This is a genomic window from Pseudotabrizicola alkalilacus, assembly GCF_003443995.1.
GTDB classification, from domain to species: Bacteria; Pseudomonadota; Alphaproteobacteria; order Rhodobacterales; family Rhodobacteraceae; genus Pseudotabrizicola; species Pseudotabrizicola alkalilacus.
This window is the reverse complement of the sequence record NZ_QWEY01000002.1, coordinates 300403-326869: the sequence shown is the minus strand read 5'-3', so window position 1 is coordinate 326869 and position 26467 is coordinate 300403. Positions and strand designations below refer to the sequence as shown.

Genomic DNA, 26467 nt, shown 5'->3' with positions numbered 1-26467 from the left:
TCAGTAATCTTCCCCGAAGCGATTGGCCACCAGCGCGCAAAGTGCCTCTGCCAATGGGTCCGCCTCGGCCCCCGTGGTCCGCACTTCAATAGAGGTTCCGCGGGAGGCTGCCAACATCAAAAGCCCCATGATCGAGTCGCCAGAGACCGTCATGCCGTCTTTTGTGACCTGAGCCTGGGCATCAAATGCCTCGACCACTTCGACAAATTTGGCGCTGGCGCGGGCGTGAAGGCCCTTTTCGTTGATGATGGACAGCGTTTTATCAGCCAAATTCAGGCACCTCCGCCCAGATCCAGGCTGTTGATGTATTTGCGCCCTGCGTCCAGCGCTGCCGCAACGGCATCAGCCACCGGCACCTCACGCGATTTTGTCAGCTTGATCAGCATCGGCAGGTTTGCGCCGTAGATAATGCGCCGGTCCGGGCCGCAACAGGCCATCAGCGACAGGTTTGACGGCGATCCGCCGAACATATCGGTGACCACCACCACGCCCGCGCCCCGGTCCACCGCATCTGCCGCGCCACAGATTTCGGCCTGTTTGGCGGCGCGGTCGTGATCATCCTCGATCGAGATCGCGCGCATGGCAGATTGTGGGCCGACGACATGCTCGACCGCGGCGAGGTATTCGCGCGCCAGCCCTCCATGTGCCACGATCACGATTCCGATCACAGGCCGTCCATCCTTGTTGGTTGCGCACCCGGTCCCGCTGGCCCGGCAGCTGCCCGCCGTTCGAGTTCCCGATGTCGTTTTGACACCGCCCAGCCGTTATTCGCAAGGGTGTCAGCCATCATTTCCGCTACGGCAACCGATCTGTGTTGCCCCCCGGTACACCCAAACGCAATGCTGACATGCGACCGCCCCTCGGCCAGATGGGCCGGAAGGAGAAACGTGAGAATGTCGCTCAACTTTTGATAGAACTCTTCAAACCGGGCATCCTGATGAATGAAGTCCACCACCTGTGAGTCGCGGCCATCGTGGGCGCGCAGCGTGGCATCCCAGTGCGGATTGCGCAGGAACCGGCAGTCGAACACCATATCGACGCCGCGTGGGACACCGCGCTTGTAGCTGAAACTCTGCACCGAAACCGCAAGGCTTGGCCCCTGCCCCTGCCCAAACCAGCGCGTCACCTCGGCCTTGAGGCCGTGAACGGTCAGATCGGTGGTGTCGATCAGATGATCCGCCCGCGCCTTGATCGGGGCCAGCAGATCAATCTCACGTTCGACCCCTTCTTCGGGGCTGTCGCTGGGCGCGAGGGGGTGGCGGCGGCGGGTTTCGCTGTAGCGTTGCACCAGAACACCGGGCTGGCAGTCGATATACAGCACGCTGAGCTGCACGCCGGGATCGCGGGTCAGACGGTCGATCAGCTCGATCAGGTTGGAGGCGGCAAAGTCACGGTTGCGCACATCGAGGCCAAGCGCGATCGGCTGCACCGTCGGCGGCCCTTCGATCAGGCGGGGCACCAGCGTCAGCGGCAGGTTGTCGATCACCTCATAGCCCAGATCCTCCAGCGCATTGATCGCTGTAGAACGCCCGGCACCCGAAGGGCCGGTGACCAGAACCAGCTGATGGCCCTGCGGTTGAAGAGGAGCGGTTTCTGCCACGTTTCCCAGCCTGCTACCCACGTCGCCCATACAAAACATAGTGCCGGAGCGAAGAAGGAAAATGGGCCGAATTGCTGCCAAGTACAAGGGAAAGCGGCTGTCCCAATATGGTGATCGTGCGGTGATCGGGCAGACGCTCAGTCTCAACCCGGTCAAGATCGACCACCAGCGCAACAATCGCCTGCGGCAGAGGCGGGGCGTTGAGCAGCCCGACGCCGCGCGCCTCGATCATCCCGGCGATGGCGGGGGGGCAGGTGGCGATGATCTGCGCACCCTGCAAGGTCAGGATGGTCTGATCATCGGCCACCAGCCCGGCCCCGATGGCCATCAGTTGCAGGGCCAGCGCAGACTTGCCGCTGCCAGAGGCCCCGGTCAGCAGAATCGCCTGGCCGTCAAAGGCTATGGTGGTGGCGTGCAGGGTCAGCGGCGCCGTCATGGCGCGGCGTCACACTGGCAAGCCGACAATGAACCGCGCGCCCAGCGGATCAGAGGTGGCATCGGCATGGGTCGGGCGGATGTTTTCTGCCCAGATCACACCGCCATGCGCCTCGACGATCTGTTTGGAGATCGACAGCCCAAGGCCGGAGTTATTGCCGAACTGGCCCTGCGGACGTTCGGAGTAAAAGCGTTTGAACACTTTGGTCAGCGCCTGTTCGGGAATGCCGGGGCCGGTATCTTCGACCACGACCAGCACCCGGTTGTCGCGCTTGCGGGTCCAGACCCGCACCGCATCGCCCTCTTCGCAGAATGACACCGCGTTGGAGATCAGGTTGACAAACACCTGCGCCAACCGCGCCTCCAGCCCGGAAATCATGATCGGCTCGGCGGGGAAATCGGTGATCAGCTCGACGCCTTTTTCCCCGGCCTGCTGGCCCAGATAGTCGCACAGGTTGGTCAGGGTCTTGGTCAGGTTGAAATCTTCTTCCTGTTCCTTGACCAGCTCACTGTCGAGCCGCGAGGCGTTGGAGATGTCGCTGACCAGCCGGTCAAGCCGGCGCACATCATGATCAATCACGTCCAGCAGCCGGGTGCGCTGGTCATCACGTTTGGCCAGATGCATCGAGGCCACGGCAGAGCGCAGGCTGGCCAGCGGGTTCTTGATCTCATGGGCGACATCGGCGGCAAACTGTTCATTGGCGTCAATGCGGTCATACAGGGCGGCCACCATGCCGCGCACCGCCACCGACAGCCGCCCGATCTCATCCGGGCGACCGGCCAGATCGGGAATGCGGATGCGCCCCGGCTGCATCTTGCGCGCGTCGCGGTCGTGGCCCAGCTCTGCCGCCGCCGCCAGATCCGACAGCGGGTTGGCGATGGTCGAGGCCAGCACAAGGCTGAGACCAATCGACACCAAGAGCGCCAGCATGAACATTTGCAGGATCTGTTCCCGCTCATTGCGGACCAGCGCGTCAATCTCGCCTTCGGCGCTGATCAGCGCGACCACGCCCAGCACTTCGCCCGCCCGCTCCACCGGGCTGACCACGGAAAACAGCGCGCCACCTTCGGCGCCTTTGCCCAAGTTGATCGCAGTTTCCCCGGCAATGGCCCGGTCAAACAGCGCCCGGGCCAGACTTTCGGGATCGACACTGGCCCCACGCCCGCCGCCCGAGGAAAACAGCCGCGACGCCCCATCCCAGACCGCATTCAGAAAGCCGGTGATCACGGTGGACTGATCCTGCGGCATCTCTGCAGTCTGTCCGGTGGCGGTGCCGATCATGCGGGCATCCTTGTCAAAGACAAAGATAGAGGTGCCATCACTCAGGCTGACATTGCCGATAGACTGCGCAAAGGCACTGCCCGGCCCCATGTCAACCACGCCGGTCGCCGGCAGCCGCGCCTCGAACACATCGGCGATCAGCTTCACCTCGGTCACGAACCCCTGTTCGCGCTGTACCACAAGACTGTCGCGGAACGGGTTGAGGAACAGCACGCCCGCGACCAGCACCACCAGAGCCATCAGATTGAAAATGATGATCTTGCGCGCCAGCGGCGAGCGTTTCAGCGACAACAGCCCGCGTTTGCTGCGGGTCTCGCGCAGAGCGTCCTCGGTCCCCTCAGACGATACCCAATCCTCGCCCAAAAGGACGTTTGCGCCCTTTGCGGTGCGCGGATCCCGAAGGCCGGTCTGGGGCATCGCTGTCATGCTTCGTTGTAACGATAGCCAATGCCGTACAGCGTCTCGATGGCGGAAAACTCATCATCCACCGAGCGCATTTTCTTGCGCAAACGTTTGATATGACTGTCGATTGTGCGGTCATCGACATAGACCTGATCATCATAGGCCACGTCCATCAGCTGATCGCGCGATTTGACAAAGCCGGGACGCTGGGCCAGCGCCTGCAACAGCATGAATTCGGTGACGGTGAGCGAGACATCCAGCCCCTTCCACGACACCGAATGGCGCAACGGGTCCATCCGCAGATGGCCGCGTTCCATGATCTTGGTTTCTTCGGTCACCGCCACCTCGCCGGTGACTATGGCATCCTGACGCCGCAACAGGGCGCGGATCCGCTCCACCAGCAGACGTTGGCTGAACGGTTTCTTGACGTAGTCATCGGCGCCCATCCGCAGACCCAACACCTCGTCAATCTCGTCATCCTTGGAGGTGAGAAAGATCACCGGCATGCTGGTTTTCAGACGGATCCGCTGCAGCAGATCCATGCCATCCATGCGCGGCATCTTGATGTCGAGCACAGCCATGTCGGGCATGCGGCGCGTGAACGCATCATAGGCAGACTGGCCGTCGTTATAGGTCTCAACCTCGAAGCCTTCGGCTTCGAGTGTCATTGATACAGACGTCAGGATATTCCTGTCGTCGTCAACAAGGGCGATCCTTGCCATGATGTGCGTTTCCTTGTGACTGCCCGATACTCTTATTTTTCTATCATGATCTGTGGAACGGGTCACGGAATCAACAACGAACTGCGAATCACCCGGTTTTGGAGTCCCATCTGGCAAGAAAATTGCCAAGGAATGACTAATTTGCCTCACTTGCACAAAAGGACCAGAAATGGTTGCGCTAACCTGAAGATGGTTGCGCTAACTGCGCCAATGCGTCCTGTTCCGATGCGTCATCCCTATGTTATATGCGCGGTGTGGACACCCAATGGCCCTGGGCTGCCACCGGTATCCTATTGGCCTGGATACCGAATTCTGACCGAAATTCAGCCCGCGCCACTGCGTGGGCCACGGGAGCTTGCAGAATGAACCACGGACGCGTGAACCCCGATCAAACCCTCGACGCGCAAGGCATCACAGGTTTGGGCAACGTCTATTACAACCAGATCGAGCCTGCCCTTGTCGAAGCCGCCGTAGCGCGGGGCGAAGGGCGTCTGGGCAAAGGCGGTGCTTTCCTGTGCTCCACCGGCCAGTTTACCGGTCGTTCGCCCAAGGACAAATTTGTTGTCCGCACGCCATCGGTCGAAAAGACCATCTGGTGGGACAATAACGCGCCGATGACGCCCGAAGCTTACGCGGTTCTGAAAGCCGACATGCTGGCGCATCTGGCCGGGCGTGATCTGTTCGTGCAGGATCTGTATGCCGGGGCCGATCCGCTGCACCGGCTGGATGTGCGGGTGATCGCGGAGCTGGCCTGGCACGGGCTGTTCATCCGCCACCTGCTGCGCCGCCCGGCGCAGGACGAGCTGGACGGGTTCACCCCGGAATGGACCATCATCAACGTCCCCAGCTTCAAGGCCGATCCCGCCCGCCACGGCTGCCGTTCGGAAACCGTGATCGCGCTGAACTTTGACGAAAAGACCGTGCTGATCGCCAACACCGCCTATGCTGGTGAAAACAAGAAATCGGTGTTCACCATCCTCAACTACATCCTGCCCGGCAAGGGCGTGATGGCGATGCATTGCTCGGCCAACCATGCGATCGGCAATCCGGTCGATGCGGCGGTGTTCTTCGGCCTGTCCGGCACCGGCAAGACCACCCTGTCCGCTGCTCCCGACCGCACCCTGATCGGCGATGACGAACATGGCTGGTCCGACCGTGGCATCTTCAACTTCGAGGGTGGCTGCTACGCCAAGACCATCAACCTGGACCCCAAGGCCGAGCCGGAGATCTACGCCACCACCTCGCGCTTTGGCACTGTGGTCGAGAACATGGTCTATGATCCCGAAACGCTGGAGCTGGACTTTTCCGACAATTCGCTGACCGACAACACCCGCTGCGCCTATCCGCTCGACGCAATTTCGAACGCGTCCGATACCGGACTGGGCGGGCACCCGCGGCATGTGGTGATGCTGACCTGCGACGCCTTTGGCGTGCTGCCGCCGATTGCACGGCTGTCGCCGGCACAGGCGATGTATCACTTCCTGTCCGGCTTCACCTCCAAGGTGGCGGGCACCGAGCGCGGGATCACCGAGCCGACCCCGACGTTCTCGACCTGCTTCGGCGCGCCCTTCATGCCACGCCGCCCCGAGGTTTACGGCAAGCTGTTGCAGGAAAAGATCCTGAAACAAGGCGCGACCTGCTGGCTGGTCAACACCGGCTGGACCGGCGGCGCTTACGGCACTGGCAAGCGGATGCCGATCAAGGCGACCCGCGCTCTGCTGACGGCCGCGCTCGACGGCTCGCTGGCGGGCGTTGAGTTCCGCCGCGATCCGAACTTTGGCTTCGAGGTGCCGGTGGCGCTGGCTGGCGTCGACGCCACCCTGCTCAACCCGCGCGCCACCTGGGCCGATACCGCCGCCTATGATGCGCAGGCCCAGAAACTGGTCGACATGTTCTCAAAGAACTTCGGCCAATACGTGCCCTACATCGACGACGACATCAAAGCCGCCGCCATCGGCTGATCCGGCCAGACCAAAGCAAGCGCCCGCGTGTCCCGCACGCGGGCGCTTTGCATTTGCTGCTTTCAAAATACTCCCGCGCGGAGCGCGTCCGCCCTAGGCCACCAGCGCCTGCAGCACCAGATTGAGCCCGGTCACCACCAGCAGCGCCTGCGTCCAGCGCCGGAACCGCGCCTGCGGCAGCCGGTCCTGCAAACGGTAGCCCAGAACCATGCCGATCTGCGCCGGCACCACCAGCGCGGCTGAAAACGCCAGTGTCTGCGCATTGGCCAGCCCGGTGCCAAGATGCGCGACCAGTAATGCCACCGCCCCGATCAGGAACACCACGCCTTGCGCCCGGATCGCCTCCAGCTTGGGCGCGTTGACCGAAAGCAGATAGACCAGCAGCGGCGGCCCCCAGATGCCCGAGACACCGCCATAAAGGCCCCCGATCACCCCCACCCCCCATTCCGCCCGGTTGCGATGCTCCAGCCGCAGGGCCAGCGGCACGCCCGCCAGTTGCAGCGCCGCAAAAGCGGTGACCGGCACACCCAGCAGCAGCAGATAGGCCACGCGCGGGATCAGATCGAAAAACTGCGCCGCAATCGCGATGAACACCACCGTCCCGATCAGAAACCGCCGGTATTGCCAGGCGGTGGCCTGTGCCGGGCCACCCCCCTGACGAAAGGCCTGGCTGAGGTTGGTGAACAGTGTCGGCAGGATCAGCCCGGCCAGCGCCACCTCGGGCGGCAGAAAGGCAGAAAACGCCGAAATCATGATCAGCGGCATGGCAAAGCCAACCGCGCCTTTCACAAATCCGGCAAAAAGGGTTACCGTCACAGCGGCAATCAGCGGCCACACGCCCTGCCCCGCAGACACAGAAAGGATCATGTTTTCAATCATGCGCCCTGCATCGCGCGCGGCGCAGGAAATGAAAACCCCTTGGGGAACTTTGGCGGAAACTTGTGTCGGACAGACCGCGGCGGCAATTCGCCTGCGACACTTTCGGTCACTTGACCCGGTTTATGTTGAAATTAAGTTGCGCTGCACTTGCAAAGTGATTAGCTCCAATGCACTCGCAGAATCCAAGGACAGGAATCGCGCCATGGCCCACGACGGACAAACCCTCCCCCCCTCGCCCCTGCTCACCGGGCTTCTTGACCTCACCGCGCAGGCCCTGCCCGAGGCAGAGGCCCTGTTCACCCATGGGCGGGAGAATTTGCGGGCTTTGGTGACGGTTGGCGGCAAAGTGTCCGCCCCCGCGATGGAGGCGCACCAGTATGCAGCGCATGCGCTGTCCTGGCTGGCGACCTATACCGAGGCCCTGCGCCAGATGCAGGCTTGGGCGCTCCGCCTGCAAGCGGACGGCAAGTTCGGCGAGATGGAGGGGCTGATCCTGCAGATCGCCTATGGCGAGTATCTGAGCCAGATCCACGGCGGCATCCCGATGAGCCAGGGCGAAATCGCCCGGTTGCAGGATCTGGACCTCACACCTGCATGGGGGCCTGCGGCGCAACGGCTGATGGCACAGGGCAACACCGCCGCCGCCCGCGCGGCGCTGGTGCCGCTGATGCGCGATGGCCGCGCCAATGCCACCTTTGGCGCGACGGGCCTTGATGACGAGTTAGAGATGATCCGCGACCAGTTCCGCCGCTTTGCCGCCGAACAGGTCGCGCCGTTCGCGCATGAGTGGCATCTGAAGGACGAGCTGATCCCGATGTCGGTGATCGACCAGCTGGCGGAAATGGGCGTGTTCGGCCTGACCATTCCCGAGGAGTTCGGCGGCTTTGGTCTGTCCAAGGCCAGCATGGTGGTGGTGTCGGAAGAGCTGTCGCGCGGCTATATCGGCGTGGGCTCACTCGGCACCCGCTCCGAGATCGCGGCGGAGCTGATCCTGTGCGGCGGCACGCCTGCGCAAAAGGCCCAGTGGTTGCCGAAACTGGCCAGCGGGGAGATCCTGCCGACGGCGGTGTTCACCGAACCCAACACCGGGTCGGACCTCGGGTCGCTGCGCACCCGCGCCCGGCGCGAGGGCGAGGATTGGACCATCACCGGCAACAAGACCTGGATCACCCATGCCGCCCGGACCCATGTGATGACGGTGCTCGCGCGCTCTGTCGATGCCACCTCTGATTATCGCGGGCTGTCGATGTTTCTGGCCGAAAAGACCCCCGGCACCGATGAGGCCCCGTTTGTCGATCCCGGCCTGTCGGGCGGCGAGATCGAGGTGCTGGGATATCGCGGCATGAAGGAATACACCGTCAACTTTGACGACTTCAAGGTGAAGGGCGACAACCTTCTTGGCGGGGTCGAGGGGCAAGGGTTCAAGCAGCTGATGCAGACCTTTGAATCCGCCCGCATCCAGACCGCCGCCCGCGCCATCGGCGTGGCGCAGAACGCGCTTGATGTGGGGATGAGCTATGCGGAGGACCGCAAGCAGTTCGGCAAGGCCCTGATCGAGTTCCCGCGCGTGGCGGGGAAGCTGGCCATGATGGCGGTGGAGATCATGGTGGCGCGGCAGCTGACCTATTTCAGCGCCTGGCAAAAGGACCATGACAAGCGCTGCGATCTGGAGGCCGGGATGGCCAAACTGCTGGGCGCGCGGGTGGCCTGGGCGGCGGCGGACAATGCGCTGCAGATCCATGGCGGCAACGGCTTTGCGCTGGAGTATCAGATCAGCCGCATCCTGTGCGATGCCCGCATCCTCAACATCTTTGAGGGCGCAGCCGAGATTCAGGCGCAGGTGATTGCGCGGCGGCTGCTGGACTGACTGGAGCAGGATGTAACACAGGGGGTCAGGGTATAGAATCGTTTTATATCAATACCTTGACCCTGCCGTTTTTACAGATTTTTAACCTTTGCTCCCGCAGCAACGGGCCTTTTTTTGAGTATTTTGCCAGGATGAAATCAAAAGCGCAGCGCTTTGCCCATTCATCCTGGCAAAAATACTCATCTTGCTGCCCCTGACCACAGCTGCTGCGCCGGGGCGGTCAGGCGGGTTGGCCGCGCGACGGGCGGGGCACGCCGAGCCGGGGGTGCAGACGGCCCGAGATGGCCCATGCCAGCAAAAGCCCCGCGCCAGAAGCGGCGAAGATGCCGGTCAGGGGGGCGACCAGCAGCACCAGCCAGGCCGCACCCGGCGTCAGGATGCCTGACACATCGCGAAAACTGGAATAGACTGCCGACATCTCCGTGCGCTCCGACGGTTTGACCGCCATCAGGAACGGCAGGCCGCCAACGATGTCGAGCAGCACCAGAAACACCGCAGCCGCCATGCAGCATAGCACCGTGGCCCAAGGCAGCGGCGAGACCAGTGCGGCGGCCACGAACAGCAGACCGCAGGTTCCAAAGGCAAAGCGCACCGTGCGGCGGACCGAGGCTGCACGGGCAAAGCGCAGCAACAGCGGCGAGGCGAACAGCAGCGCGTTGGACAGCGACAGGGCAACACCGCCGACCTTGTCGCCCAAGCCAGCCTCGATGCAGAAGATCGGCAGATAGACCACATAAACCCACCAGCCGCAGGAGCGCATCACCGCAAACAACCAGCCAGCGATCAGGCGCGGTTGGGCAAAGAACCGGCCCAGATAGGCCAGCGGGTTGGCGGCGGGGCCGCGTGCACGGGTGATCTGTTTGCCATTGCCCAGTCGCAGCACCCAGAACGCCGCCAGAAGCAGCACCGCAAACACCCCCGCCACGATAAAGGGCAAGGGTGCCCAGAGACTGCGCAGCCAGACGCCCAGCAGCGGCCCGACCGCCCATGGCCCGGCCGAGAACACCATCTGCAACGATTGGCTGCGGCCCAGATTCTGGCGGTCGATATAGTCGAGAATATAGGCGTTCAGGCAGACAAAGGTGGTCGCCGTCGCCATGGCAAGGCAGGTCAGCGCGACAGGCATCAGCGCAGCGCTGCCTGCAATCGCCAATGTCATGCCGACAAAGTAAAGGCCGCACCCCAGCGTATACATCCAGCGCCGGGGAATGTGGCGGGTGGCCCATGGCACCATCAGCCCCCAGATCATCGACACGATTCCGGCCACGAAGTAAGCCGATGATGTGGATTCGGCGCTGCCAAGCGCGTCGTAGACCGCCAACGGCATCGCCGAGACCAGCATGCCACGCACCGCCGATTCCAGTCCCGTCAGCATGGCAAAGCTTTCGATCCTTGGGGTCGGCGCGTGTTTCAGGTGGAGGGGGATATATCTGTTGGCCATCTCATCTCTCGCCCGCCATCTGCCCAAGTTTTGGGCGGCGGGTCTGATCTGACCGCGACATTTGGCGTCGTTTGTCTGCTGCGGGCAGATTTAGCCGTTGGCGCGCGCCAGCCGGGCAAGCAGGCGGTTGCGGGATTCGGGCAAGGCGGATGGCCGCGTGTCCGACGCCAGTTCGCGGGCGAGGAAATGGCCGGTGATGGCAAGGGCTTGCGCCACCTCGGCCGGGGTCGCAGGCCCCTGCCCCATCAGCGCCTGTGGCAGCGGCAGCAGTTTCGGGGCCCAGTCGCCAGCCGCGTTGCGCGAGACGGCACGGCCGGTGCGCGGGCTGACGAAAGCCAGATCGTCGCGCTGTCCGGTCACCGCACAGCGCGAGAGATCAAGGCCAAAGCCGATCTCGTCCAGCAGCAGCATCTCCCAGCGCAGGTAATCACCTACCCAGTCGGTGCCGCCCGCCATGGCATCCATCAGCGACAGGGTGCGGGCGTAGAGCAGCGGATGCGGGTCGCGTTCGGGCAGGCTGATATGCAGCATCGCGCAGGCAGCGGTGAGGCCCGCGAGCGCCAGCGGGCTTTCCAGCACAGCCGCGCGCGATTTTAAGGGTTCGGCCAGAAATGCCCCGATCTGGTCATTGAGCCGAGCGCGCCAAGTCAGGTCAAGCTGTGCGCCCGGTTGCAGCAGGGGCGCGCGTTTGCGCGAGGCGCCGCCCCGGACCACGCCCAAATGGCGGCCATGGCCGCTGGTAAACACCTCGATGATCGCGGAGCCTTCGCCATGCGGGCGCATGGAAAGAAGGATGCCGTCTTCGCGCCAGTCCATCGGCTGATCTTTGCAGGCGGGACGGGCGGCTTGCAAGCCGGTCTCAGGCCGAGAGGCCGTCTTCGTCCAAGAGGGTGCGGCCGGCCTTGTGTTCCAGCTCGATCACCCAGAGGTCAGGGTCGCGCTGCCCGGCGCGGGTCAGAGCCGCGTCAACCTCGCGCTCCGACCCCTCGGCCATCAGCCGCCAGAGCCGTGTGCCGGTGGTCAGGTCATAGCCGCGCTCGAACGCGCGGGCGGTGCCGTCCAGAAGCGCGACCTTGACCAGCACGGTGCCTGCGGTGGGGTCGCCCTTGCGGGTGACATAGGCCGGAATATCGGCGAGGCGCAGACGGTTGAGATAGGCCGAAACCCAGAGGTCGGCCTTGAGCCGGATGTCAGCAGGCACCATCAGTCCCCGTCTTTGAAGTCCAGCCCCATTTCAGAATAGCGCTCAGGCTCGTCCAGCCAGTTCGGGCGGACCTTGACCTGCAGGAACAGGTGGACGGTGCGGCCGAGAAATTCCGAGATGTCGGCGCGGGAGGCAGAGCCGATGGATTTGATCGTCTCGCCCTTGTTGCCCAGCACGATGCCTTTGTGGCCGTCGCGCATGACATAGATGATCTGGTCGATGCGGGTCGATCCGTCGGGCTTGTCCTCCCACTTTTCAGTCTCGACCGTGAGCTGGTAAGGCAGTTCTTCGTGCAGGCGCAGGGTCAGCTTTTCGCGGGTCATTTCGGCGGCGATCATCCGCATCGGCAGATCAGCGATCTGGTCTTCGGGATAGAACCACGGCCCCTCGGGGATCTGACCCGCCAGCCATTCGCGCAGGTCTTTGACGCCGTAGCCTTTTTCAGCGCTGATCATGAAGGTTTTGGCAAAGGGAAAGGCCTCGTTCAGCTTTTCGGCCAATGCGAGCAGCACTTCGGCCTGCACCCGGTCGATCTTGTTGATGGCCAGCGCCACCGGCTGGCCCTGCGGCATCTCATCACGCATCCGGTCGATGATGGCGGACACGCCTTCGGTCATGCCGCGATGCGCCTCGATCATCAGCACAATGACATCGGCATCAGATGCGCCGCCCCAGGCGGCTTTGACCATGGCGCGGTCCAGACGGCGGCGCGGGCGGAACAGGCCGGGGGTGTCGACAAAGACGATCTGCGAGACGCCCTCGATCGCGACACCCCGGATCCGGGTGCGGGTGGTCTGCACCTTATGCGTCACGATCGAGACCTTGGCCCCGACCATGCGGTTCAAGAGGGTGGATTTGCCGGCATTGGGTTCGCCGATCAGCGCGACAAAGCCGGCGCGGGTGGTGTCTGTCATGTCTCTTGCTCCAGCCTGGCCAGCAAAGCGCGGGCGGCCTGTTGTTCGGCGATGCGTTTGGAGCCTGCGCGGGCGGTTTCGCGCGCGCCGTTGTCCAGGGTCACTTCGACGGTGAAAATCGGTTGATGGTCGGGGCCGGTGCGTCCGGTCTGTGTATAGCACGGCGGGGTCATGCCGCGGGCTTGCGCCCATTCCTGCAGGGCGGTCTTGGGGTCGCGGGCGTCGTGGTCCACCGCGCCGATCCGGTCGGCCCAGAGCCGCAGCACCAGCGCGCGGGCGGCATCGAACCCGCCGTCCAGATAGACGGCGGCAATCAGCGCCTCCATCGCGTCGCCCAAGAGCGCCTCTTTGCGGCGGCCACCGGAGAGCATCTCAGAGCGGCCCAGCTTCATCACCTCGCCCAGACCGATGGCGCGGGCGACATCGGCGCAGGTCTCCTTGCGCACCATCGCGTTGAAGCGCGGGGCCAGCTGCCCCTCGGTCGCGACCACATCGGCGCCCAGCAGCGCCTCGGCCATCACAAGGCCCAGAACTCGGTCGCCCAGAAACTCCAGCCGCTGGTTGTCGGGCCGGGTCTGCGACGAGAGCGAGGCATGGGTCACCGCGCGGACCAGCAGCTCGGGCGTGTGGAACGTGTGCCCGATCCGGCCTTCAAAGGCCTTTAGGTCCGCAGCCAGCCTCATTCCACCGCCTTGAAGAAACGATCCGAACGCCAGGTCCAGAAATACAGCATCGAGCGGCCGGCGGAGGAGAACATGATCCGGTCGGCGCGGCCGATCAGGTGGTCGGCGGGCACAAAGCCCACGCCGCCGACGGCCTGCACAAAGCGGCTGTCCTGGCTGTTGTCGCGGTTGTCGCCCATGAAGAAGTAATGCCCCGCAGGCACGGTGAACACATCGGTGTTGTCGCCCGCGCCATTGGTGTCGATGTTGAGCACGTCATGGGTGCGCCCGCCCGGCAGGGTTTCGCGCGATTTCGACTTGGTGCAGATGTCGCCCTGACCCACCGGGCCGTTTTCACAGCGCGGCAGCTGGCCCATCGGCCCCTGCTGCTCATAAAGCTCGCTGAACTGGCCCGCCGCTTCCTGCGGCACCGCTGTGCCGTTCAGATAGACCACGCCCGCGCGCATCTGCACGGTATCCCCCGGCAGGCCGATCAGACGCTTGATGAAATCCGATCCGTTGACCGGGTGGCGGAACACCACCACATCGCCGCGCTCGGGCTCGCTGAAGAACAGGCGGCCATCAAACGGGCAGGCCGAGAACGGGCAGGAATAGCGGCTGTAGCCATAAGCCATCTTGTTGACGAACAGAAAGTCGCCGATCAGCAGCGTGTCTTTCATGCTGCCCGAGGGAATCCAGAACGGCTGAAAAAACAAGGTGCGGAACACGCCTGCAATCAACAATGCATAGACCACTGTCTTGATCGTCTCGACGATGCCGCCGTCGTTTTTTGCCGTGCTGGCCATGCCATATCCACCTTGCTGCTCTTCGGGCCGCTACATGCGCCCTGCGCCTGCGCGAGTCAAGTTCGCCCCGGCCCGGCGGCGTCTGCGGGCAGCGCTGCCAGCGGGCGCGCCTCGATCACCACAAAGGCCTGCGCCCAGGGGTGATCATCGGTCAGGGTCACATGGATCACTGCCTCGTGCCCCGCAGGGGTCATGGCCTGCAACCGCTCGGCGGCCCAGCCGGTGACATGCATCACCGGCTGGCCGGTGGGCAGATTGGTCACCGCCATGTCTTTCCAGGCAATGCCCATGCGCAGGCCGGTGCCCAAGGCCTTGGAACAGGCCTCTTTCGCGGCCCAGCGTTTGGCATAGGTGGCGGCCACGCCATGCGGGCGGCTGGCGGCCTTGCGCTGTTCATGCTCGGTGAACACGCGGGCCAGGAAGCGGTCGCCAAACCGCGCCAGGGTGGCCTCGATACGCTCGATATTGGCCAGATCGCTGCCGATGCCCAAAATCATCGTGAGCCCTTCATCATCGCGCTATTCCAGACTGCCGCTGATCGCACCGCTGGCCTGATTGATGGTGACCAGCAGCCGCGTGTCGGTGAAGACATCGCCCTCGGACCAGCGCTTGGCGGGCAGGCTGACGGTCAGTCCGGTCGCCGGGTCATAGCTGGCCGTGGCTCCAACAACCGACAGCCCGGCAAAGCCGAAGCTGCCGTCAGCCGACATCACCCGGCACTGACGCTCGCCCAACTCGCTGCGGGGCGGCGACAGGATCAGCAGGTGATAGGCCCCGGCGGCGGGTTCGAGCACATCCATCACCGCCAGCCTGACCGCGCCATTGGCAAAGGTGGCGGTGTTGGCGGCCCACGGCTCGGCAATCGCCTGCGCTGCGGCGCGCCAGTCACACTCCGCCACATCCTGCGCCGCGACCGGCAAGGCCAGCATCAGCGACCATACCGCTGCCGCGCCGGTCACCCGCATGGCGCGGCTCTGCAGATTGCTGCTTTCCAAATACTCATCTTTTCGCGATCCGCCCCGCGCGCCCCGCTCACAGCCCTCGCGCCGCGTCCATCAGACGGCGCATTTCGCTGATCGCCGGGCCAAGGCCGATGAACACCGCCTCGCCGATCAGGAAATGGCCGATGTTCAGCTCGACCACCTGCGGGATGGCGGCGATGGGGGCGACGTTGTCATAGGTCAGGCCATGACCAGCATGCACCTCCAGCCCCAGTGATTGCGCCAGCGCAGCCCCCCGGCGCAAGGCGTCGAGCTCGGCTTCGGCCTCGCCCATCCGGCCCTCGGCGTGGAGGTCCGAGTAATGGCCAGTGTGCAACTCGACCACAGCGGCACCGATACGGGCTGCGGATTCGATCTGGCGGGCATCATGGCCGATGAACAGGCTGACCCGCGCGCCTGCGTCGCGCAGGGGCGTGATGAAACTGGCCAAACGGGCCGCGTCGCCTGCCACGTCAAGCCCGCCCTCGGTGGTGCGTTCCTCGCGGCGTTCGGGGACCAGACAGACGGCATGCGGTTTTGTCGCCAGGCAGATCGCCTGCATCTCGGCGGTGGCGCCGCATTCAAAGTTCAGCGGGATGCCGATACCTGCTTTCAGCGCGACCATGTCGGCGTCGCGGATGTGGCGGCGGTCTTCGCGCAGATGGGCGGTGATGCCGTCGGCCCCTGCCGCCTCGGCCAGCAGAGCGGCGCGCAGCGGGTCGGGCCAGACGGTGCCGCGCGCGTTGCGCAGGGTGGCCACGTGGTCGATGTTGATCCCGAGCCGCAATTTGCCAGTCTGTGTCATGGCCCCGTCCTTTATATCAGCGTCCCTGTGTCTTCGGTGCCGAGATTACGGCGCGGGTGGGGGGAGGTCATCCCCTTCTTTTGTACCCAACACAGGTGTTTTGGCTGCGTCCCGTGGCAAGGCAAGCGCCGCCAGCTTTTCGCGCAGCAAGAGCCGCTTGTCGCTGCGTTCCTTGAACTTGGCGGCGCGGGCCTTCTGATAGGCTTCGACCAGCGGGATGGTGATGTAGTAGCAGATCAGGCTGAGCAGGATGCCCGGCCCCAGCGCGCCGATGAAATAGGGCAGGTAGATATCGGACCAGAACTGCGCCAGCCCGTCCCAGTGCATGGTTTCGGGGCCAAAGATCGCCAGGAAGTTGTGCCAGAGCTCCGCACCGGCGCGGGCAAAGCCATCGCCGATCGCCTCGGCGCTCAGCGGGGTGTCGATGCCCAGCATCCAGTGGCCAAGGCTGATCGCCCCCACCGCAAAGAAAGGTGTGGTGATCGGGTTGGAGTTGAAGGTAGCCAGCAGGGCGGCCAGAACATTGCCGCGCATCGCCCATGCAAGACCCCAGGCGCCAAGGAACTGGAGGCCGGGCAAGGGCAGAAAGCCGATCAGGCTGCCCGCGAACACGCCGCGCGCGATGCGGTGCGGGCGGTCTGGCAGGCGTCGCATACGGTGGATCACATATTGGGTCGCACGGCGAAACCCCCCGGTCGGGTAGAACATCTCCCGTACCCAAGCCAGCCAGCCCCGCCGGTCGCGCCTTTTGAAAACCACGTTCTTCCTCGCTCAGGCCGGTGCCGCGCCGGAGAACGGCGGAGGGCTTGGCCAGACATGTGCCGGAATACATGACTTGGCAATGACTGGCACGTCAGAAAATGCCTGCGGCGGACAGGGTTTCGTGAAGATTGTGCAGAGGCCTGGGACAATCGGTCGCGGCATCAGCTTTCCCCGGCGGGGCTGTCATCGGCTGCAGAGCGCGCACGCAACCGTGCGGCGGCGCGTTCGCGCAACGCTTCGGCCCGCTCGCGGCGCTTTTTCTGGCGCAGCTTCTGATAACCAAGGATGATCGGCAGGCTGATATAATAACATGCGGTGGCCGAAATGAGGCCGGGGAGGATGCCGCCGACCAGATAGGGTTTGAACAACCCGTAATAGAAGTGCCGCAACTGACCCCATTGGGTCGGGGTGTCGGTAAAAATGGCGACAATATTCGCCCAGATCTCGCCCCCGGCATTGGTAAAGGCCGACAGGATCAGCCGCGCCGGCACAGCATCCACCCCGGTGCCCAGAATCCAGTGCCCGAGCTGAACCGAGCTGACCGCGATGAGGGGAAAGGTGATCGGGTTGCCGAAAAACGTCGCAAAGATTGCGGCGATCATATTGCCGCGCATCAGGAATGCCATCAGGGCCGAGGCAAAGAAATGCAGGCCGAACAAAGGGGTAAACGAGATGAACACCCCGGCAAAGATGCCCCGCGCGATGCGGTGCGGCGGGTCGGGAAGACGGGTCAGACGATGCCAGACGTAATACGCCGCGCGCAGCCATCCGCCTTGCGGATAGACCAGGGCCTTGAGCCGATCTGGCCATGACCTCTTGTTGCGGCGACGAAACACCACCGTTCTGCTCCCTTTTCCCTCATCTTCCGCACATTTGCGCGGTTGCCCTATGGCTTGCGGGTTTTATCTCGATATCGCGACACCTGCGCAACATCGGTTTCAGCCTCAAGCGCTGTCATCACCATATGCAGATGTTCGACATCGCGAAGATCAACATCGACAATCAGACGATAAAAGTCTGGCTTGCGGTCTGTAAACCTCAGATCAGAGATATTGGCACGCTGCTCGCCAATCAAGGTGCAGATGCGGCCAAGAACGCCGGCATCATTCGCAATCGTCATTTCCATCGTCACGGTGTGTACGGCGGCATGGCGGCCAGAGTGCCAGGCCAGATCGACCCAACGCTCGGTCTGTTCCTCGAACTCCTCCAGCGCGGGGCAGTCGATGGAATGGGCCACCACGCCCTTGCCGCGATAGGTGATGCCGACAATCCGTTCGCCTGGCACCGGCTGGCAGCAGGGCGCACGGCGAAAGGTCTGATCATCGGACAGGCCCAGCACCGGGCGTGTGGCATCGACCACATCCAGATCGGCGCGGGCCAGTTCGGGGTACAGCGTTTCGACCACCCGACGCGCGGTCAGTTCTGCCGAGCCAAGCCGGGCCAGCAGATCTTCCTGATCGTTCAGACCCAGCATCTTGGCGGCAGTGCGCAGGGCCTTTTCCGATGCCTTCTTGCCGACGTGATCAAAGGCGGCGCGCGCCAGTTCCTGCCCCAGCTTGATAAAGCGGCCCCGGTCTTCTTCGCGCAGCGATTTGCGGATCGCGGCCTTGGCGCGGCCCGTGGTCACGATGTCGATCCAGCTGGACTGAGGGCGCTGGCCTTCGGCGGTAATGATCTCGACCGACTGACCGTTCTTCAGCCGGGTCCAGAGCGGCACGCGGATGCCATCGACCTTGGCCGAAACGCAGGAATTACCGATGCGGGTGTGGATCGAATAGGCGTAATCCAGCGGGGTCGCCCCGCGCGGCAGCTGCACCACATCGCCCTTTGGCGTGAAGCAGAACACCTGATCGGAATACATCTCAAGCTTGACGTGTTCGAGAAACTCGTCGTGATTGCCTTCGTCAAAGCGTTCGGTCATCGACGCGATCCACTTGCCCGGATCAATGGCAAAGGGGTTTTGCGCACGCACGCCTTCGCGGTAAGACCAGTGGGCCGCGACGCCCGCTTCGGCCACTTCGTGCATTTCGCGGGTACGGATCTGCACCTCGACCCGTTTGCCGTCGCGACCTGAAACGGTGGTGTGGATCGAGCGGTAGCCGTTGGATTTGGGCTGGCTGATATAGTCCTTGAACCGGCCCGGCACCGAGCGCCAGCGCTGGTGGATCACGCCGAGGATGCGGTAGCAATCGGCCACCGAGTTGCAGATGATGCGAAAGCCGTAGATGTCGGACAGGCGGGAAAACGCCAGATCCTTTTCCTGCATCTTGCGCCAGATCGAATAGGGTTTCTTGGCGCGCCCGTAAACCGTCGCCTCCAGATCCACCTTTTCCAGCTCGTGGCGGATGTCGGCGGTGATCTTGTGAACCACGTCACCGGCTTCGCGTTGCAGGGTCAGAAAGCGACGGATGATGGAGTTGCGCGCATCGGGGTTGAGCACCTTGAAGGACAGATCCTCCAGTTCCTCACGCATCCATTGCATGCCCATGCGCCCGGCGAGGGGGGCATAGATTTCCATGGTTTCGCGGGCCTTCTGCGCCTGCTTTTCCACCCGCATGCTTTTGATCGTGCGCATGTTGTGCAGGCGGTCGGCGAGTTTGACCAGAATCACCCGCAGATCTTTTGACATCGCCATGAACAGCTTGCGGAAGTTTTCCGCCTGCTGGGTTTCGGTGCTGGAGAGTTGCAGGTTGGTCAGCTTGGTCACGCCATCGACCAGTTCGGCCACCTCTTGCCCGAACTGACGCTCGACCTCGGAATAGGTGGATTTGGTGTCTTCGATGGTGTCGTGCAGCAGCGCGGTCACGATCGAGGCATCATCCAGCCGCTGTTCGGTCAGGATGGCGGCGACGGCGACGGGATGGGTGAAATAGGGCTCACCCGATTTGCGCATCTGCCCTTCGTGCATCTGCATCCCGTACGCGTAGGCGCGGCGGATCAGATCAGCGTTGGTGCGCGGATTGTAATTCCGGACAAGGGCGATGAGGTCTTCTACGTCGATCATCATCGCCCCTGAAGCGGGGTTCCCCCCGGATTAGAGTTCGCCCTGTGCTTCCATCAGGGCGCGCAGCAGCTTTTCTTCGGACATGTCGTCCTGCATCGGACGGTCAATCTCGCCCGACATCAGCAGGGCCATCTGATCATCTTCGGGCTCATCAACCTCGATCTGGGTCTGATGGCTTTCGATCATCCGCTCGCGCAGCGATTCTGCCGACTGGGTTTCATCGGCGATCTCGCGCAGGGCGACGACCGGATTCTTGTCATTGTCGCGATCAATGGTCAGAGGCGAGCCGGACTGGATTTCGCGCGCCCGGTGGGCGGCGAGCATCACCAGTTCGAACCGATTCGGAACCTTGTCAACGCAGTCTTCAACCGTCACGCGGGCCATGGACGACTCCAGTAGGTCTTGGGGGCATGGAAAGTGAGTGTTTACGCGCGATGCCGGGCCTTGACAACCCCGGATTCCGGGGTGGGTCAGGAAAGCGCCTGCACCTCGGCGCGATCTGCGGCCGGAAGTGCGGCCAGCATCTGCGCAACACTGCGCTGCAACAGCGGGTGAACCCAGTCCGGCGCAACCTCGGCCAGCGGCACCAGCACAAAGGCCCGGTCCTGAAGCCTCGGGTGCGGCAGGATCAGCTCGGTTGGCGTCAGGCGGACCTGCTGGTCCGGGGGCAGGTCGCGCCACTGGGTCTGGGTGAGGACGTCAGGCAGGACCAGATCGCCGAACGCCAGCAGGTCAATATCCAGCGTGCGCATCCCCCAGCGGGTATCCCGGCTGCGGCCAAAGCGGGATTCGACCGCGTGCAGGTGCTGCAAGAGGGCCTGCGGCGTGACCGAAGGTGCCAGTTCCAGCACCGCTGCCGCGTTCACATAATCGGGACCGGCATTTTTTGGAAAGCAGGGCGTCTTGAACAAACCGCTTTGAATCATCACTTTAATATCACTATTGCCAAGGCTGGCCATCGCGGAGACGATGATCTGCTCTGGCAAGGTGTCACCAAGGGGAAGGTTGGCACCAAACGCTACCAAAGCCTGCATTTTGTTCGTCATGAATCTCTTACACTTTCGTATAGACCAGCTTGCAGCGCAAAGTTCTGACCTGATACTAACTCCTGTGTTTTGACCGCGCCATATCCGTTCGCCAGCAGACCACTCGCAGACGGCGCGACCGGGACAGGAATTTCGAGGGGAATTATAGATGTTTTACAAAGACGAACGGCTTGCGTTGTTTATTGATGGTTCAAACCTTTACGCCGCGGCCAAATCGCTGGGGTTTGACATTGACTACAAGCTCTTGAGGCAGGAATTCATGCGGCGCGGCAAATTGCTGCGGGCATTTTACTACACCGCCTTGCTGGAAAATGACGAGTATTCGCCGATCCGCCCGCTGGTGGACTGGCTGCATTACAACGGCTTCAGCATGGTGACCAAACCCGCCAAGGAATACACCGACAGCCAGGGCCGCCGGAAGGTCAAGGGCAACATGGATATCGAACTGGCCGTCGATGCCATGGAGCTTGCGCCGCGTGTGGACCATATCGTGTTGTTTTCCGGGGATGGGGATTTCCGGCCGCTGATCGAGAGCCTGCAACGTCAGGGGGTTCGAGTGTCAGTCGTGTCAACCATCCGCAGCCAGCCACCAATGATTTCTGATGAGCTGCGCCGCCAGTGCGACAACTTCATCGAGCTGGACGAGCTGCGCGACGTGATCGGCCGCCCGCCCCGCGAACCGCGCACCCTTGGCGAGCGGGAAGAAACGACCGAGATGGTGAAGTAAGGAAAACGGGGCGCTGTGGCGCCCCGTTATGCGTTTGGCGGTCCCCGGCTTTTTGAAAGCCGGTGCGCCTGCACCAGACAACGCAGGCGTGGGCCGACTTCGGCAAGGCCTGGCGTTGGCAAAAGGCGATGGTGCGGTGCCATTCGGCTGGCCGGATTCGATACGATGCCAGCCCGCGCCGCGGCTTTGGCCCGCTCTATGATCGCTTGCGGGGTCGCGGTGTCATTGTGATTGGCGCAGAGCCAATATATGACATCTACATCAGTATCTTACATTTTTTCGATGTCGGAATGCGTTGGCATGGATAATCTGATCAGACCTTTTGAAGCAGGGCCGGCCTACCAGCCTGCACATCGGGTGGGCCGCAAGAAGCGCCGTGACAAGGTAACGGCATGACCAGTCATGACGGGTTTCACCGCTGGGATCACAGCGCCGCACGGCAGGTGCGGCATACGGTGTTTCCCGACGGCTGCCGCGATGTGCTGGTGATACAGGATGCGTGCGGCGCGATTTCGGTCAAGCTGACCGGGTTTGACCTGCGCCCGCGTGCTGTGGTGACCGAGGCCGGAACCCGGATAACCGGCTACAGGTTGCGCCCCGGCGCAGAGATCTCGCCGGAGCTGCTGACGCGGGTGGCGGCAGAGCCGGGGCGGGTGGCTGAGATTCTTGGCAATGCGCTTGGCGCTTGGGGCGAGGTCGATGACACCATTCTGGCGCTCACCCTGCCAGACGCGACTGCAGGCAGGGTTGCGCGCGATCAGGGGGTATCGCTGCGCACCTTGCAGCGACATTTTGCCAGCCAGTCGCTGCCTCCGCCCGAGTTCTGGCGGCTTTTGGGCCGGGCGCGGCGGGCGGTGCTGCGGCTGGCGCAGGGCAGGCCATTGGCCGAGGTGGCCTGTGACTGCGGGTTCAGCGATCAGGCGCATATGACCCGCGATCTGCTGCGCTGGTTCGGAACCACCCCGGCCCGGTTGCGGCGGGATGGCCCCGCCCTTGCGGTTCTGGCTCAGCCTGCGTTGGGCAACTGGACGACAGAACAGATCTCGACCAGATAACCATTCGGATCGCTGACATAAGATGTAGTCTGGCCCCAGGGTTCGTCGCGCGGGGGTTGCACCGGGGCGGCACCCGCCGCGACCGCACGGTCATAGGCCGCCCGAACGTCCGTGGTCTCGAACGCCACCTCGAACACCGGGGCGGCGGCATCGGGTGTGCCGGGCGACTTGCCCAGCTGGCGCATCAGTGTCAGCGAAGAGAAGGCGAGCTTTGTCTCGCCGGTCGCAAGCTCGCCATAGTCGCCGGAGTCGTGCAGAAAGGCCCGTTGCAGGTCAAAGGCCCGCTCGTAAAAGTCGAGTGTGGCGGCAACATCGGCAACGTAGAATATGGTATAGCGCAGGATCATGGGGGCACCTTTTGGAGTCTGATCATGCCTGTTTGCCGCAGACCGGGCGGCTTGTCTTGAAAGATCGCGACAGTGCGTTGGCTGGCCGGGTCAGCGTCGGGCGCAAGGGGCTCACCGGAAAGTGCGGCAAAATGCGGGGCAAGACTGGACCTCTGGCGCGCATACCCTTACCTCTGAGACAGCCCTGACCCTATAGGCCCGCCATGACCGATCTGCCGCCCCTGCATCTGTACCTTGCCGCGCCACGCGGGTTTTGCGCCGGGGTGGACCGCGCGATCAAGATTGTGGAGCTGGCCTTGGTCAAATGGGGCGCGCCGGTCTATGTGCGGCACGAGATCGTGCACAACAAGTTTGTGGTCGATGCCCTGCGCGCGCAGGGCGCGGTGTTTGTCGAAGAGCTGGACGACTGCCCGCCCGACCGCCCGGTGGTGTTTTCGGCGCATGGCGTGCCGAAAGCGGTGCCCGCCGAAGCGGCGCGGCGCGAGATGATCGCGGTGGATGCCACCTGCCCCTTGGTGACCAAGGTGCATAACGAGGCGGCGCGGCATCATGAGGCCGGGCTGCAGATGATTATGATCGGCCATGCGGGCCACCCGGAAACCGTGGGCACCATGGGGCAACTGCCGGATGGCGAGGTGCTGCTGGTGGAAACGGTGGCCGATGTGGCGGGGTTGCAGGTGCGTGACCCGGAAAAGCTGGCCTTTATCACGCAGACCACGCTGTCGGTCGATGACACGGCCGATATCGCGGCGGCGCTGAAGGCGCGGTTTCCCGCGATCCATGCGCCCGCGCATGAGGATATCTGCTATGCCACCACCAACCGGCAGATGGCGGTCAAGGCGATTGCCCCGCGCATTGATGCGCTCTTGGTGATCGGCGCGCCGAATTCGTCGAACTCCAAACGGCTGGTCGAGGTGGGGTCGGCGGCGGGCTGCGGCTATTCGCAGCTGATCCAGCGGGCAACAGATATCGACTGGCGCGCGCTGGAGGGTATCCGGTCGGTCGGCATCACGGCGGGGGCCTCTGCGCCGGAGGTGCTGGTGAACGAGGTGCTCGACGCCTTTCGCGCCCGGTTTGCGACCACGGTTGAGCTGGTCGAGACCGCGCAGGAGAATGTGGAATTCAAAGTGCCGCGCATCCTGCGCGAGCCTGTCTAGGCCCGGAAAGGTGACCTCATGAGCCCCGAGTTTCTGCTGACCGCCTTTGTCGTCTGCATCACACCGGGGATCGGCGTGGTTTATACCCTGTCTGTCACGCTGGGCGGTGGGTTGCGGGCGGGGCTATGGGCGGCTGTGGGCTGTACGCTGGCGACGGTATTTCATCTGGGCATCGCGATGGCGGGGCTGGCGGCGGTGCTGCATGCTTCGGCGCTGTTGTTCCAGACCATCAAATATGCGGGCGTGGCCTATCTGTTGTGGATGGCTTGGGCGGTGTTGCAATCGACCGGGTCGATGGCAGTGCAAGCGGCTGACGGGGGCACGGCGCGGCAACTGGTCTGGCGCGGGGTTGTGCTGAACCTGCTGAACCCCAAACTGCCGTTGTTTTTCGTGGCCTTTCTGCCGCAATTCCTGCCTGCGGGAGAAGCCACAAGTCTGGCCGCGATGGTGGAACTGGGGGCCGGGTTTACCGCGATGACCTTTGTGACCTTTGCACTTTATGCGGCGCTCGCGGCCTCGGGGCGCGATGCGGTGCTGGCCTCGCCCCGGCTGATGACCGGGATGCGGCGGGCGTTTGCGGCATCTTTTGCCGCGCTTGGGGCGCGTCTGGCGCTGGAGCGCGCCTGAAACCCCGATCCGGGGCGCATGGCAGGGCGGCAACAGCGCCGTCATTTTGGTGCCCATGACTGGACCCCACGCCGGAGCGGGCTATCACTTGCGGCCAATGAAGTTGTTGCAGGTGGTGCGGTGGAGCCTATTCCGAGAACGGCCCTGATCCTTGGGGTGGCCGGGTTGCTGCCCTTTGTCTGGGGCGCGGCCACCGGGCTTTTGCCGGGGCTGGCTGGATGGGGCGCGCAATACATGGGGCCGCTGTTCATCGGCAGCTATGTCAGCCTGACCTATGGCACCGTGATCCTGTCGTTCATGTCGGGCGTGCTTTGGGGCTTTGCGACCAAGGCCAGCGGGCCAGAGGCGGCGACGGGCTATATCCTGTCGGTGGCCCCGGCATTGTGGGCGTTTTTCATGGTCAACGGCAGCGCGGGGGATGCGGCCGTCAACCTGTTCGCCGGTTTTCTTGGGCTTTTACTGCTGGACTGGCATTTCTGGAAGATGGGCACTGCGCCGGATTGGTGGCTGCGGTTCCGCGCCGGGCTGACGGGGGTGGTGCTGATCTGTCTGCTGGTGCCGATCCTCGGCTGATCGGGCGTTGACCCCTGCCCCGCCCCGGCCTATCCCGGCGCCATGAGATGAGGGGTCCGATGCCACAACTTTACGCCTATACTGACGGTGCCTGTTCCGGCAATCCCGGCCCCGGCGGCTGGGGGGTGCTGATGATCGCCCGCGACGCCGATGCGGTGCTGAAAGAGCGCGAGTTGTACGGCGGCGAAGCGGACACCACCAACAACCGGATGGAGCTGATGGCGGCGATTTCGGCGCTGGAGGCGCTGTCGCGACCGTCGGATCTGATCATCGTCACCGACAGCGCCTATGTGAAGAACGGCGTGACCACCTGGATTCACAGCTGGAAACGCCGGGGCTGGAAGACCGCCGACAACAAGCCGGTGAAGAATATCGAGCTGTGGCAGCGGCTGGAGACAGCGCAGGCGCGGCACAAGGTAGAATGGCGCTGGATCAAGGGCCACGCCGGCCATGTCGAGAATGAGCGCGCCGATGCGCTGGCCCGTGCGGGCATGGCCCCGTTCAAGCCGGGCAAGCCATGACGACCGCGCAGGGCCTGCTCTGGCTGCTGCCGTTTCTGGATTATGCTTCGGTTGCGGTGTTCGCGCTGACCGGGGCGCTGGTCGCCAGCCGCGCGCAGCTGGATGTTGTGGGCTTCATCTTCATCGCCAGTCTGACCGCCACCGGCGGCGGCACGCTGCGCGATGTGCTGCTGAACCGCGATGTGTTCTGGATCGTGGACCCTTGGATGCTGGGCGTGGCGACCCTTGCCGCGGTAATCGTGTTCTTTGCTGCCCATCTGCTGGAAAGCCGCTATCGCGCGATCCTGTGGCTGGATGCCTGTGCTTTGGCGGTGGCGGTGCCTGCCGGGGTGGCGGCAGCGGCGAGTCAGGGCATGGGCTGGCCGGTGATCCTGATCATGGGGATGGTGACGGGCTGCATGGGCGGGCTGATGCGCGACGTGGTGTGCAACGAGGTGCCCTTGGTGCTGAAACAGGGCGAGCTGTATGTCACTTGCGCCTTTGCCGGGGCGCTGGCCGCGATTGTGGCAGAGCGTGCCGGGGTGGCGGGCGGGCTGGAACTGCTGACCTGTGCGGCGGTGACGCTTACGCTGCGCGCGGGCAGCCTGCTGTTTGGCTGGCGCTTGCCGGTGTACCGGCCCCGGCCCGCCCGCACCCTGCCGCCCAAGCGTCAGGACTTGCGCGACAAGTGAACTGGCGTTTATATTCA

General features: G+C 63.6%; 31 protein-coding genes. 9 read left to right on the top strand and 22 right to left on the bottom strand.

What is annotated here, in order from left to right:
* Genes D1012_RS05590 through D1012_RS05565 form a run of 6 tightly spaced genes read right to left on the bottom strand, consistent with a single transcriptional unit; the run spans position 1 to position 4441 of the window.
* Positions 1–270 (bottom strand): HPr family phosphocarrier protein, encoded by a 270-nt coding sequence (locus D1012_RS05590; protein WP_118150350.1) that lies wholly within the window; start codon positions 268–270, stop codon positions 1–3.
* Between the two features lie 2 nt (positions 271–272).
* The gene (locus D1012_RS05585) at positions 273–668 is read right to left on the bottom strand and encodes a PTS sugar transporter subunit IIA (RefSeq protein WP_118150349.1); all 396 of its coding nucleotides are present in this window, start codon (positions 666–668) and stop codon (positions 273–275) included.
* The gene (gene rapZ / locus D1012_RS05580; protein WP_118150348.1) at positions 665–1630 is read right to left on the bottom strand and encodes an RNase adapter RapZ; all 966 of its coding nucleotides are present in this window, start codon (positions 1628–1630) and stop codon (positions 665–667) included. Before rapZ ends, D1012_RS05585 begins: the two co-directional genes overlap by 4 nt.
* Positions 1614–2036: an HPr kinase/phosphorylase gene (locus D1012_RS05575; protein ID WP_118150347.1), complete on the bottom strand. Its 423-nt coding sequence runs from the start codon at positions 2034–2036 to the stop codon at positions 1614–1616. The genes rapZ and D1012_RS05575 overlap by 17 nt, the downstream gene beginning before the upstream one ends.
* Positions 2037–2045: 9 nt before the next feature.
* Positions 2046–3743 carry a sensor histidine kinase gene (locus D1012_RS05570; protein WP_118150346.1) on the bottom strand — a complete coding sequence of 566 codons (1698 nt, stop codon included), beginning with the start codon at positions 3741–3743 and terminating at the stop codon, positions 2046–2048.
* Complete coding sequence (locus tag D1012_RS05565) at positions 3740–4441, bottom strand: response regulator transcription factor (protein ID WP_118150345.1); 702 nt, start codon at positions 4439–4441, stop codon at positions 3740–3742. Before D1012_RS05565 ends, D1012_RS05570 begins: the two co-directional genes overlap by 4 nt.
* Before the next feature lie 362 nt (positions 4442–4803).
* On the opposite strand from D1012_RS05565, the gene D1012_RS05560 reads away from it, so the two are divergent.
* A complete protein-coding gene (locus D1012_RS05560; protein WP_118150344.1) occupies positions 4804–6402 on the top strand; it encodes a phosphoenolpyruvate carboxykinase in 1599 nt (532 codons plus the stop codon).
* Between the two features lie 93 nt (positions 6403–6495).
* On the opposite strand, the gene D1012_RS05555 is transcribed toward D1012_RS05560, so the two are convergent.
* Positions 6496–7269 carry a sulfite exporter TauE/SafE family protein gene (locus tag D1012_RS05555; RefSeq protein WP_118150577.1) on the bottom strand — a complete coding sequence of 258 codons (774 nt, stop codon included), beginning with the start codon at positions 7267–7269 and terminating at the stop codon, positions 6496–6498.
* Positions 7270–7483: 214 nt separating this feature from the next.
* Here D1012_RS05555 and D1012_RS05550 point away from each other — a divergent pair, with 214 nt between their 5' ends.
* Positions 7484–9148 (top strand): acyl-CoA dehydrogenase family protein, encoded by a 1665-nt coding sequence (locus D1012_RS05550; RefSeq protein WP_118150343.1) that lies wholly within the window; start codon positions 7484–7486, stop codon positions 9146–9148.
* Positions 9149–9368: 220 nt separating this feature from the next.
* Here the strand turns inward: D1012_RS05550 and D1012_RS05545 are convergent, their stop codons facing one another.
* From D1012_RS05545 to folK, 14 genes are all read right to left on the bottom strand, one after another.
* On the bottom strand, positions 9369–10589 hold the full coding sequence (locus tag D1012_RS05545) for an MFS transporter (protein ID WP_118150342.1): 1221 nt from the start codon (positions 10587–10589) through the stop codon (positions 9369–9371).
* A gap of 90 nt (positions 10590–10679) precedes the next feature.
* The gene (gene recO, locus D1012_RS05540) at positions 10680–11405 is read right to left on the bottom strand and encodes a DNA repair protein RecO (protein ID WP_118150341.1); all 726 of its coding nucleotides are present in this window, start codon (positions 11403–11405) and stop codon (positions 10680–10682) included.
* 43 nt (positions 11406–11448) lie between these two features.
* Entirely contained in the window at positions 11449–11793 is a 345-nt protein-coding gene (locus D1012_RS05535; protein ID WP_118150340.1) for a DUF1491 family protein, read from the bottom strand.
* A complete protein-coding gene (gene era / locus D1012_RS05530) occupies positions 11793–12707 on the bottom strand; it encodes a GTPase Era (RefSeq protein ID WP_118150339.1) in 915 nt (304 codons plus the stop codon). The genes D1012_RS05535 and era overlap by 1 nt, the downstream gene beginning before the upstream one ends.
* Positions 12704–13390: a ribonuclease III gene (rnc, locus tag D1012_RS05525; RefSeq protein WP_118150338.1), complete on the bottom strand. Its 687-nt coding sequence runs from the start codon at positions 13388–13390 to the stop codon at positions 12704–12706. Before rnc ends, era begins: the two co-directional genes overlap by 4 nt.
* Positions 13387–14175 carry a signal peptidase I gene (lepB, locus tag D1012_RS05520; protein WP_118150337.1) on the bottom strand — a complete coding sequence of 263 codons (789 nt, stop codon included), beginning with the start codon at positions 14173–14175 and terminating at the stop codon, positions 13387–13389. Before lepB ends, rnc begins: the two co-directional genes overlap by 4 nt.
* Before the next feature lie 56 nt (positions 14176–14231).
* On the bottom strand, positions 14232–14672 hold the full coding sequence (acpS, locus tag D1012_RS05515; protein ID WP_118150336.1) for a holo-ACP synthase: 441 nt from the start codon (positions 14670–14672) through the stop codon (positions 14232–14234).
* Between the two features lie 21 nt (positions 14673–14693).
* Entirely contained in the window at positions 14694–15170 is a 477-nt protein-coding gene (locus D1012_RS05510) for a hypothetical protein (protein ID WP_233517022.1), read from the bottom strand.
* 37 nt (positions 15171–15207) lie between these two features.
* The gene (locus tag D1012_RS05505) at positions 15208–15960 is read right to left on the bottom strand and encodes a pyridoxine 5'-phosphate synthase (RefSeq protein WP_118150334.1); all 753 of its coding nucleotides are present in this window, start codon (positions 15958–15960) and stop codon (positions 15208–15210) included.
* Positions 15961–16005: 45 nt separating this feature from the next.
* On the bottom strand, positions 16006–16668 hold the full coding sequence (locus D1012_RS05500; RefSeq protein WP_118150333.1) for a DUF2062 domain-containing protein: 663 nt from the start codon (positions 16666–16668) through the stop codon (positions 16006–16008).
* 215 nt (positions 16669–16883) lie between these two features.
* Positions 16884–17561, bottom strand: coding sequence for a DUF2062 domain-containing protein (locus D1012_RS05495; protein ID WP_118150332.1), 678 nt, complete (start codon positions 17559–17561; stop codon positions 16884–16886).
* 47 nt (positions 17562–17608) lie between these two features.
* Positions 17609–19726, bottom strand: a complete 2118-nt coding sequence (locus D1012_RS05490; RefSeq protein WP_118150576.1) for a RelA/SpoT family protein — start codon at positions 19724–19726, stop codon at positions 17609–17611.
* A gap of 30 nt (positions 19727–19756) precedes the next feature.
* Positions 19757–20110: a DNA-directed RNA polymerase subunit omega gene (gene rpoZ / locus D1012_RS05485; protein WP_118150331.1), complete on the bottom strand. Its 354-nt coding sequence runs from the start codon at positions 20108–20110 to the stop codon at positions 19757–19759.
* Between the two features lie 86 nt (positions 20111–20196).
* Positions 20197–20772 (bottom strand): 2-amino-4-hydroxy-6-hydroxymethyldihydropteridine diphosphokinase, encoded by a 576-nt coding sequence (folK, locus tag D1012_RS05480; RefSeq protein WP_118150330.1) that lies wholly within the window; start codon positions 20770–20772, stop codon positions 20197–20199.
* A 148-nt stretch (positions 20773–20920) separates the two neighbouring features.
* Between folK and D1012_RS05475 the strand changes: the two genes are divergently transcribed.
* Both D1012_RS05475 and D1012_RS05465 read left to right on the top strand, forming a co-directional pair.
* Positions 20921–21499: a LabA-like NYN domain-containing protein gene (locus D1012_RS05475; RefSeq protein ID WP_118150329.1), complete on the top strand. Its 579-nt coding sequence runs from the start codon at positions 20921–20923 to the stop codon at positions 21497–21499.
* A 392-nt stretch (positions 21500–21891) separates the two neighbouring features.
* The gene (locus D1012_RS05465; RefSeq protein WP_118150327.1) at positions 21892–22554 is read left to right on the top strand and encodes an AraC family transcriptional regulator; all 663 of its coding nucleotides are present in this window, start codon (positions 21892–21894) and stop codon (positions 22552–22554) included.
* Here D1012_RS05465 and D1012_RS05460 read toward each other — a convergent pair.
* Positions 22506–22901, bottom strand: a complete 396-nt coding sequence (locus D1012_RS05460) for a VOC family protein (protein ID WP_118150326.1) — start codon at positions 22899–22901, stop codon at positions 22506–22508. The two genes, D1012_RS05465 and D1012_RS05460, sit on opposite strands and share 49 nt — an antisense overlap.
* A 203-nt stretch (positions 22902–23104) precedes the next feature.
* On the opposite strand from D1012_RS05460, the gene ispH reads away from it, so the two are divergent.
* From ispH to D1012_RS05435, 5 genes are all read left to right on the top strand, one after another.
* Positions 23105–24058: a 4-hydroxy-3-methylbut-2-enyl diphosphate reductase gene (gene ispH / locus D1012_RS05455; protein ID WP_118150325.1), complete on the top strand. Its 954-nt coding sequence runs from the start codon at positions 23105–23107 to the stop codon at positions 24056–24058.
* 18 nt (positions 24059–24076) lie between these two features.
* Positions 24077–24685, top strand: a complete 609-nt coding sequence (locus D1012_RS05450; protein WP_118150324.1) for a LysE family translocator — start codon at positions 24077–24079, stop codon at positions 24683–24685.
* Positions 24686–24805: 120 nt separating this feature from the next.
* Positions 24806–25258 carry a DUF3429 domain-containing protein gene (locus tag D1012_RS05445; protein ID WP_118150575.1) on the top strand — a complete coding sequence of 151 codons (453 nt, stop codon included), beginning with the start codon at positions 24806–24808 and terminating at the stop codon, positions 25256–25258.
* A gap of 59 nt (positions 25259–25317) precedes the next feature.
* Positions 25318–25779, top strand: coding sequence for a ribonuclease HI (gene rnhA / locus D1012_RS05440; protein ID WP_118150323.1), 462 nt, complete (start codon positions 25318–25320; stop codon positions 25777–25779).
* On the top strand, positions 25776–26450 hold the full coding sequence (locus D1012_RS05435; protein WP_118150322.1) for a trimeric intracellular cation channel family protein: 675 nt from the start codon (positions 25776–25778) through the stop codon (positions 26448–26450). The genes rnhA and D1012_RS05435 overlap by 4 nt, the downstream gene beginning before the upstream one ends.
* The last annotated feature ends 17 nt before the right edge of the window (positions 26451–26467 follow it).

Excerpts from the sequence above, each read along its gene's own strand:
- D1012_RS05450 (WP_118150324.1), top strand. The coding sequence starts at position 24,077 with ATGAGCCCCGAGTTTCTGCTGACCGCCTTTGTCGTCTGCATCACACCG.
- lepB (WP_118150337.1), bottom strand. The coding sequence starts at position 14,175 with ATGGCCAGCACGGCAAAAAACGACGGCGGCATCGTCGAGACGATCAAG.
- folK (WP_118150330.1), bottom strand. The coding sequence starts at position 20,772 with ATGACGAACAAAATGCAGGCTTTGGTAGCGTTTGGTGCCAACCTTCCC.
- D1012_RS05500 (WP_118150333.1), bottom strand. The coding sequence starts at position 16,668 with ATGTTCTACCCGACCGGGGGGTTTCGCCGTGCGACCCAATATGTGATC.
- rnhA (WP_118150323.1), top strand. The coding sequence starts at position 25,318 with ATGCCACAACTTTACGCCTATACTGACGGTGCCTGTTCCGGCAATCCC.
- D1012_RS05465 (WP_118150327.1), top strand. The coding sequence starts at position 21,892 with ATGACCAGTCATGACGGGTTTCACCGCTGGGATCACAGCGCCGCACGG.
- D1012_RS05490 (WP_118150576.1), bottom strand. The coding sequence starts at position 19,726 with ATGATCGACGTAGAAGACCTCATCGCCCTTGTCCGGAATTACAATCCG.
- D1012_RS05505 (WP_118150334.1), bottom strand. The coding sequence starts at position 15,960 with ATGACACAGACTGGCAAATTGCGGCTCGGGATCAACATCGACCACGTG.
- ispH (WP_118150325.1), top strand. The coding sequence starts at position 23,105 with ATGACCGATCTGCCGCCCCTGCATCTGTACCTTGCCGCGCCACGCGGG.
- era (WP_118150339.1), bottom strand. The coding sequence starts at position 12,707 with ATGACAGACACCACCCGCGCCGGCTTTGTCGCGCTGATCGGCGAACCC.
- D1012_RS05475 (WP_118150329.1), top strand. The coding sequence starts at position 20,921 with ATGTTTTACAAAGACGAACGGCTTGCGTTGTTTATTGATGGTTCAAAC.
- D1012_RS05435 (WP_118150322.1), top strand. The coding sequence starts at position 25,776 with ATGACGACCGCGCAGGGCCTGCTCTGGCTGCTGCCGTTTCTGGATTAT.
- D1012_RS05555 (WP_118150577.1), bottom strand. The coding sequence starts at position 7,269 with ATGATCCTTTCTGTGTCTGCGGGGCAGGGCGTGTGGCCGCTGATTGCC.
- recO (WP_118150341.1), bottom strand. The coding sequence starts at position 11,405 with ATGGACTGGCGCGAAGACGGCATCCTTCTTTCCATGCGCCCGCATGGC.
- D1012_RS05460 (WP_118150326.1), bottom strand. The coding sequence starts at position 22,901 with ATGATCCTGCGCTATACCATATTCTACGTTGCCGATGTTGCCGCCACA.
- D1012_RS05560 (WP_118150344.1), top strand. The coding sequence starts at position 4,804 with ATGAACCACGGACGCGTGAACCCCGATCAAACCCTCGACGCGCAAGGC.
- D1012_RS05545 (WP_118150342.1), bottom strand. The coding sequence starts at position 10,589 with ATGGCCAACAGATATATCCCCCTCCACCTGAAACACGCGCCGACCCCA.
- rpoZ (WP_118150331.1), bottom strand. The coding sequence starts at position 20,110 with ATGGCCCGCGTGACGGTTGAAGACTGCGTTGACAAGGTTCCGAATCGG.
- rapZ (WP_118150348.1), bottom strand. The coding sequence starts at position 1,630 with ATGGGCGACGTGGGTAGCAGGCTGGGAAACGTGGCAGAAACCGCTCCT.
- D1012_RS05575 (WP_118150347.1), bottom strand. The coding sequence starts at position 2,036 with ATGACGGCGCCGCTGACCCTGCACGCCACCACCATAGCCTTTGACGGC.
- D1012_RS05550 (WP_118150343.1), top strand. The coding sequence starts at position 7,484 with ATGGCCCACGACGGACAAACCCTCCCCCCCTCGCCCCTGCTCACCGGG.
- acpS (WP_118150336.1), bottom strand. The coding sequence starts at position 14,672 with ATGATTTTGGGCATCGGCAGCGATCTGGCCAATATCGAGCGTATCGAG.
- D1012_RS05565 (WP_118150345.1), bottom strand. The coding sequence starts at position 4,441 with ATGGCAAGGATCGCCCTTGTTGACGACGACAGGAATATCCTGACGTCT.
- D1012_RS05535 (WP_118150340.1), bottom strand. The coding sequence starts at position 11,793 with ATGGTGCCTGCTGACATCCGGCTCAAGGCCGACCTCTGGGTTTCGGCC.
- D1012_RS05570 (WP_118150346.1), bottom strand. The coding sequence starts at position 3,743 with ATGACAGCGATGCCCCAGACCGGCCTTCGGGATCCGCGCACCGCAAAG.
- rnc (WP_118150338.1), bottom strand. The coding sequence starts at position 13,390 with ATGAGGCTGGCTGCGGACCTAAAGGCCTTTGAAGGCCGGATCGGGCAC.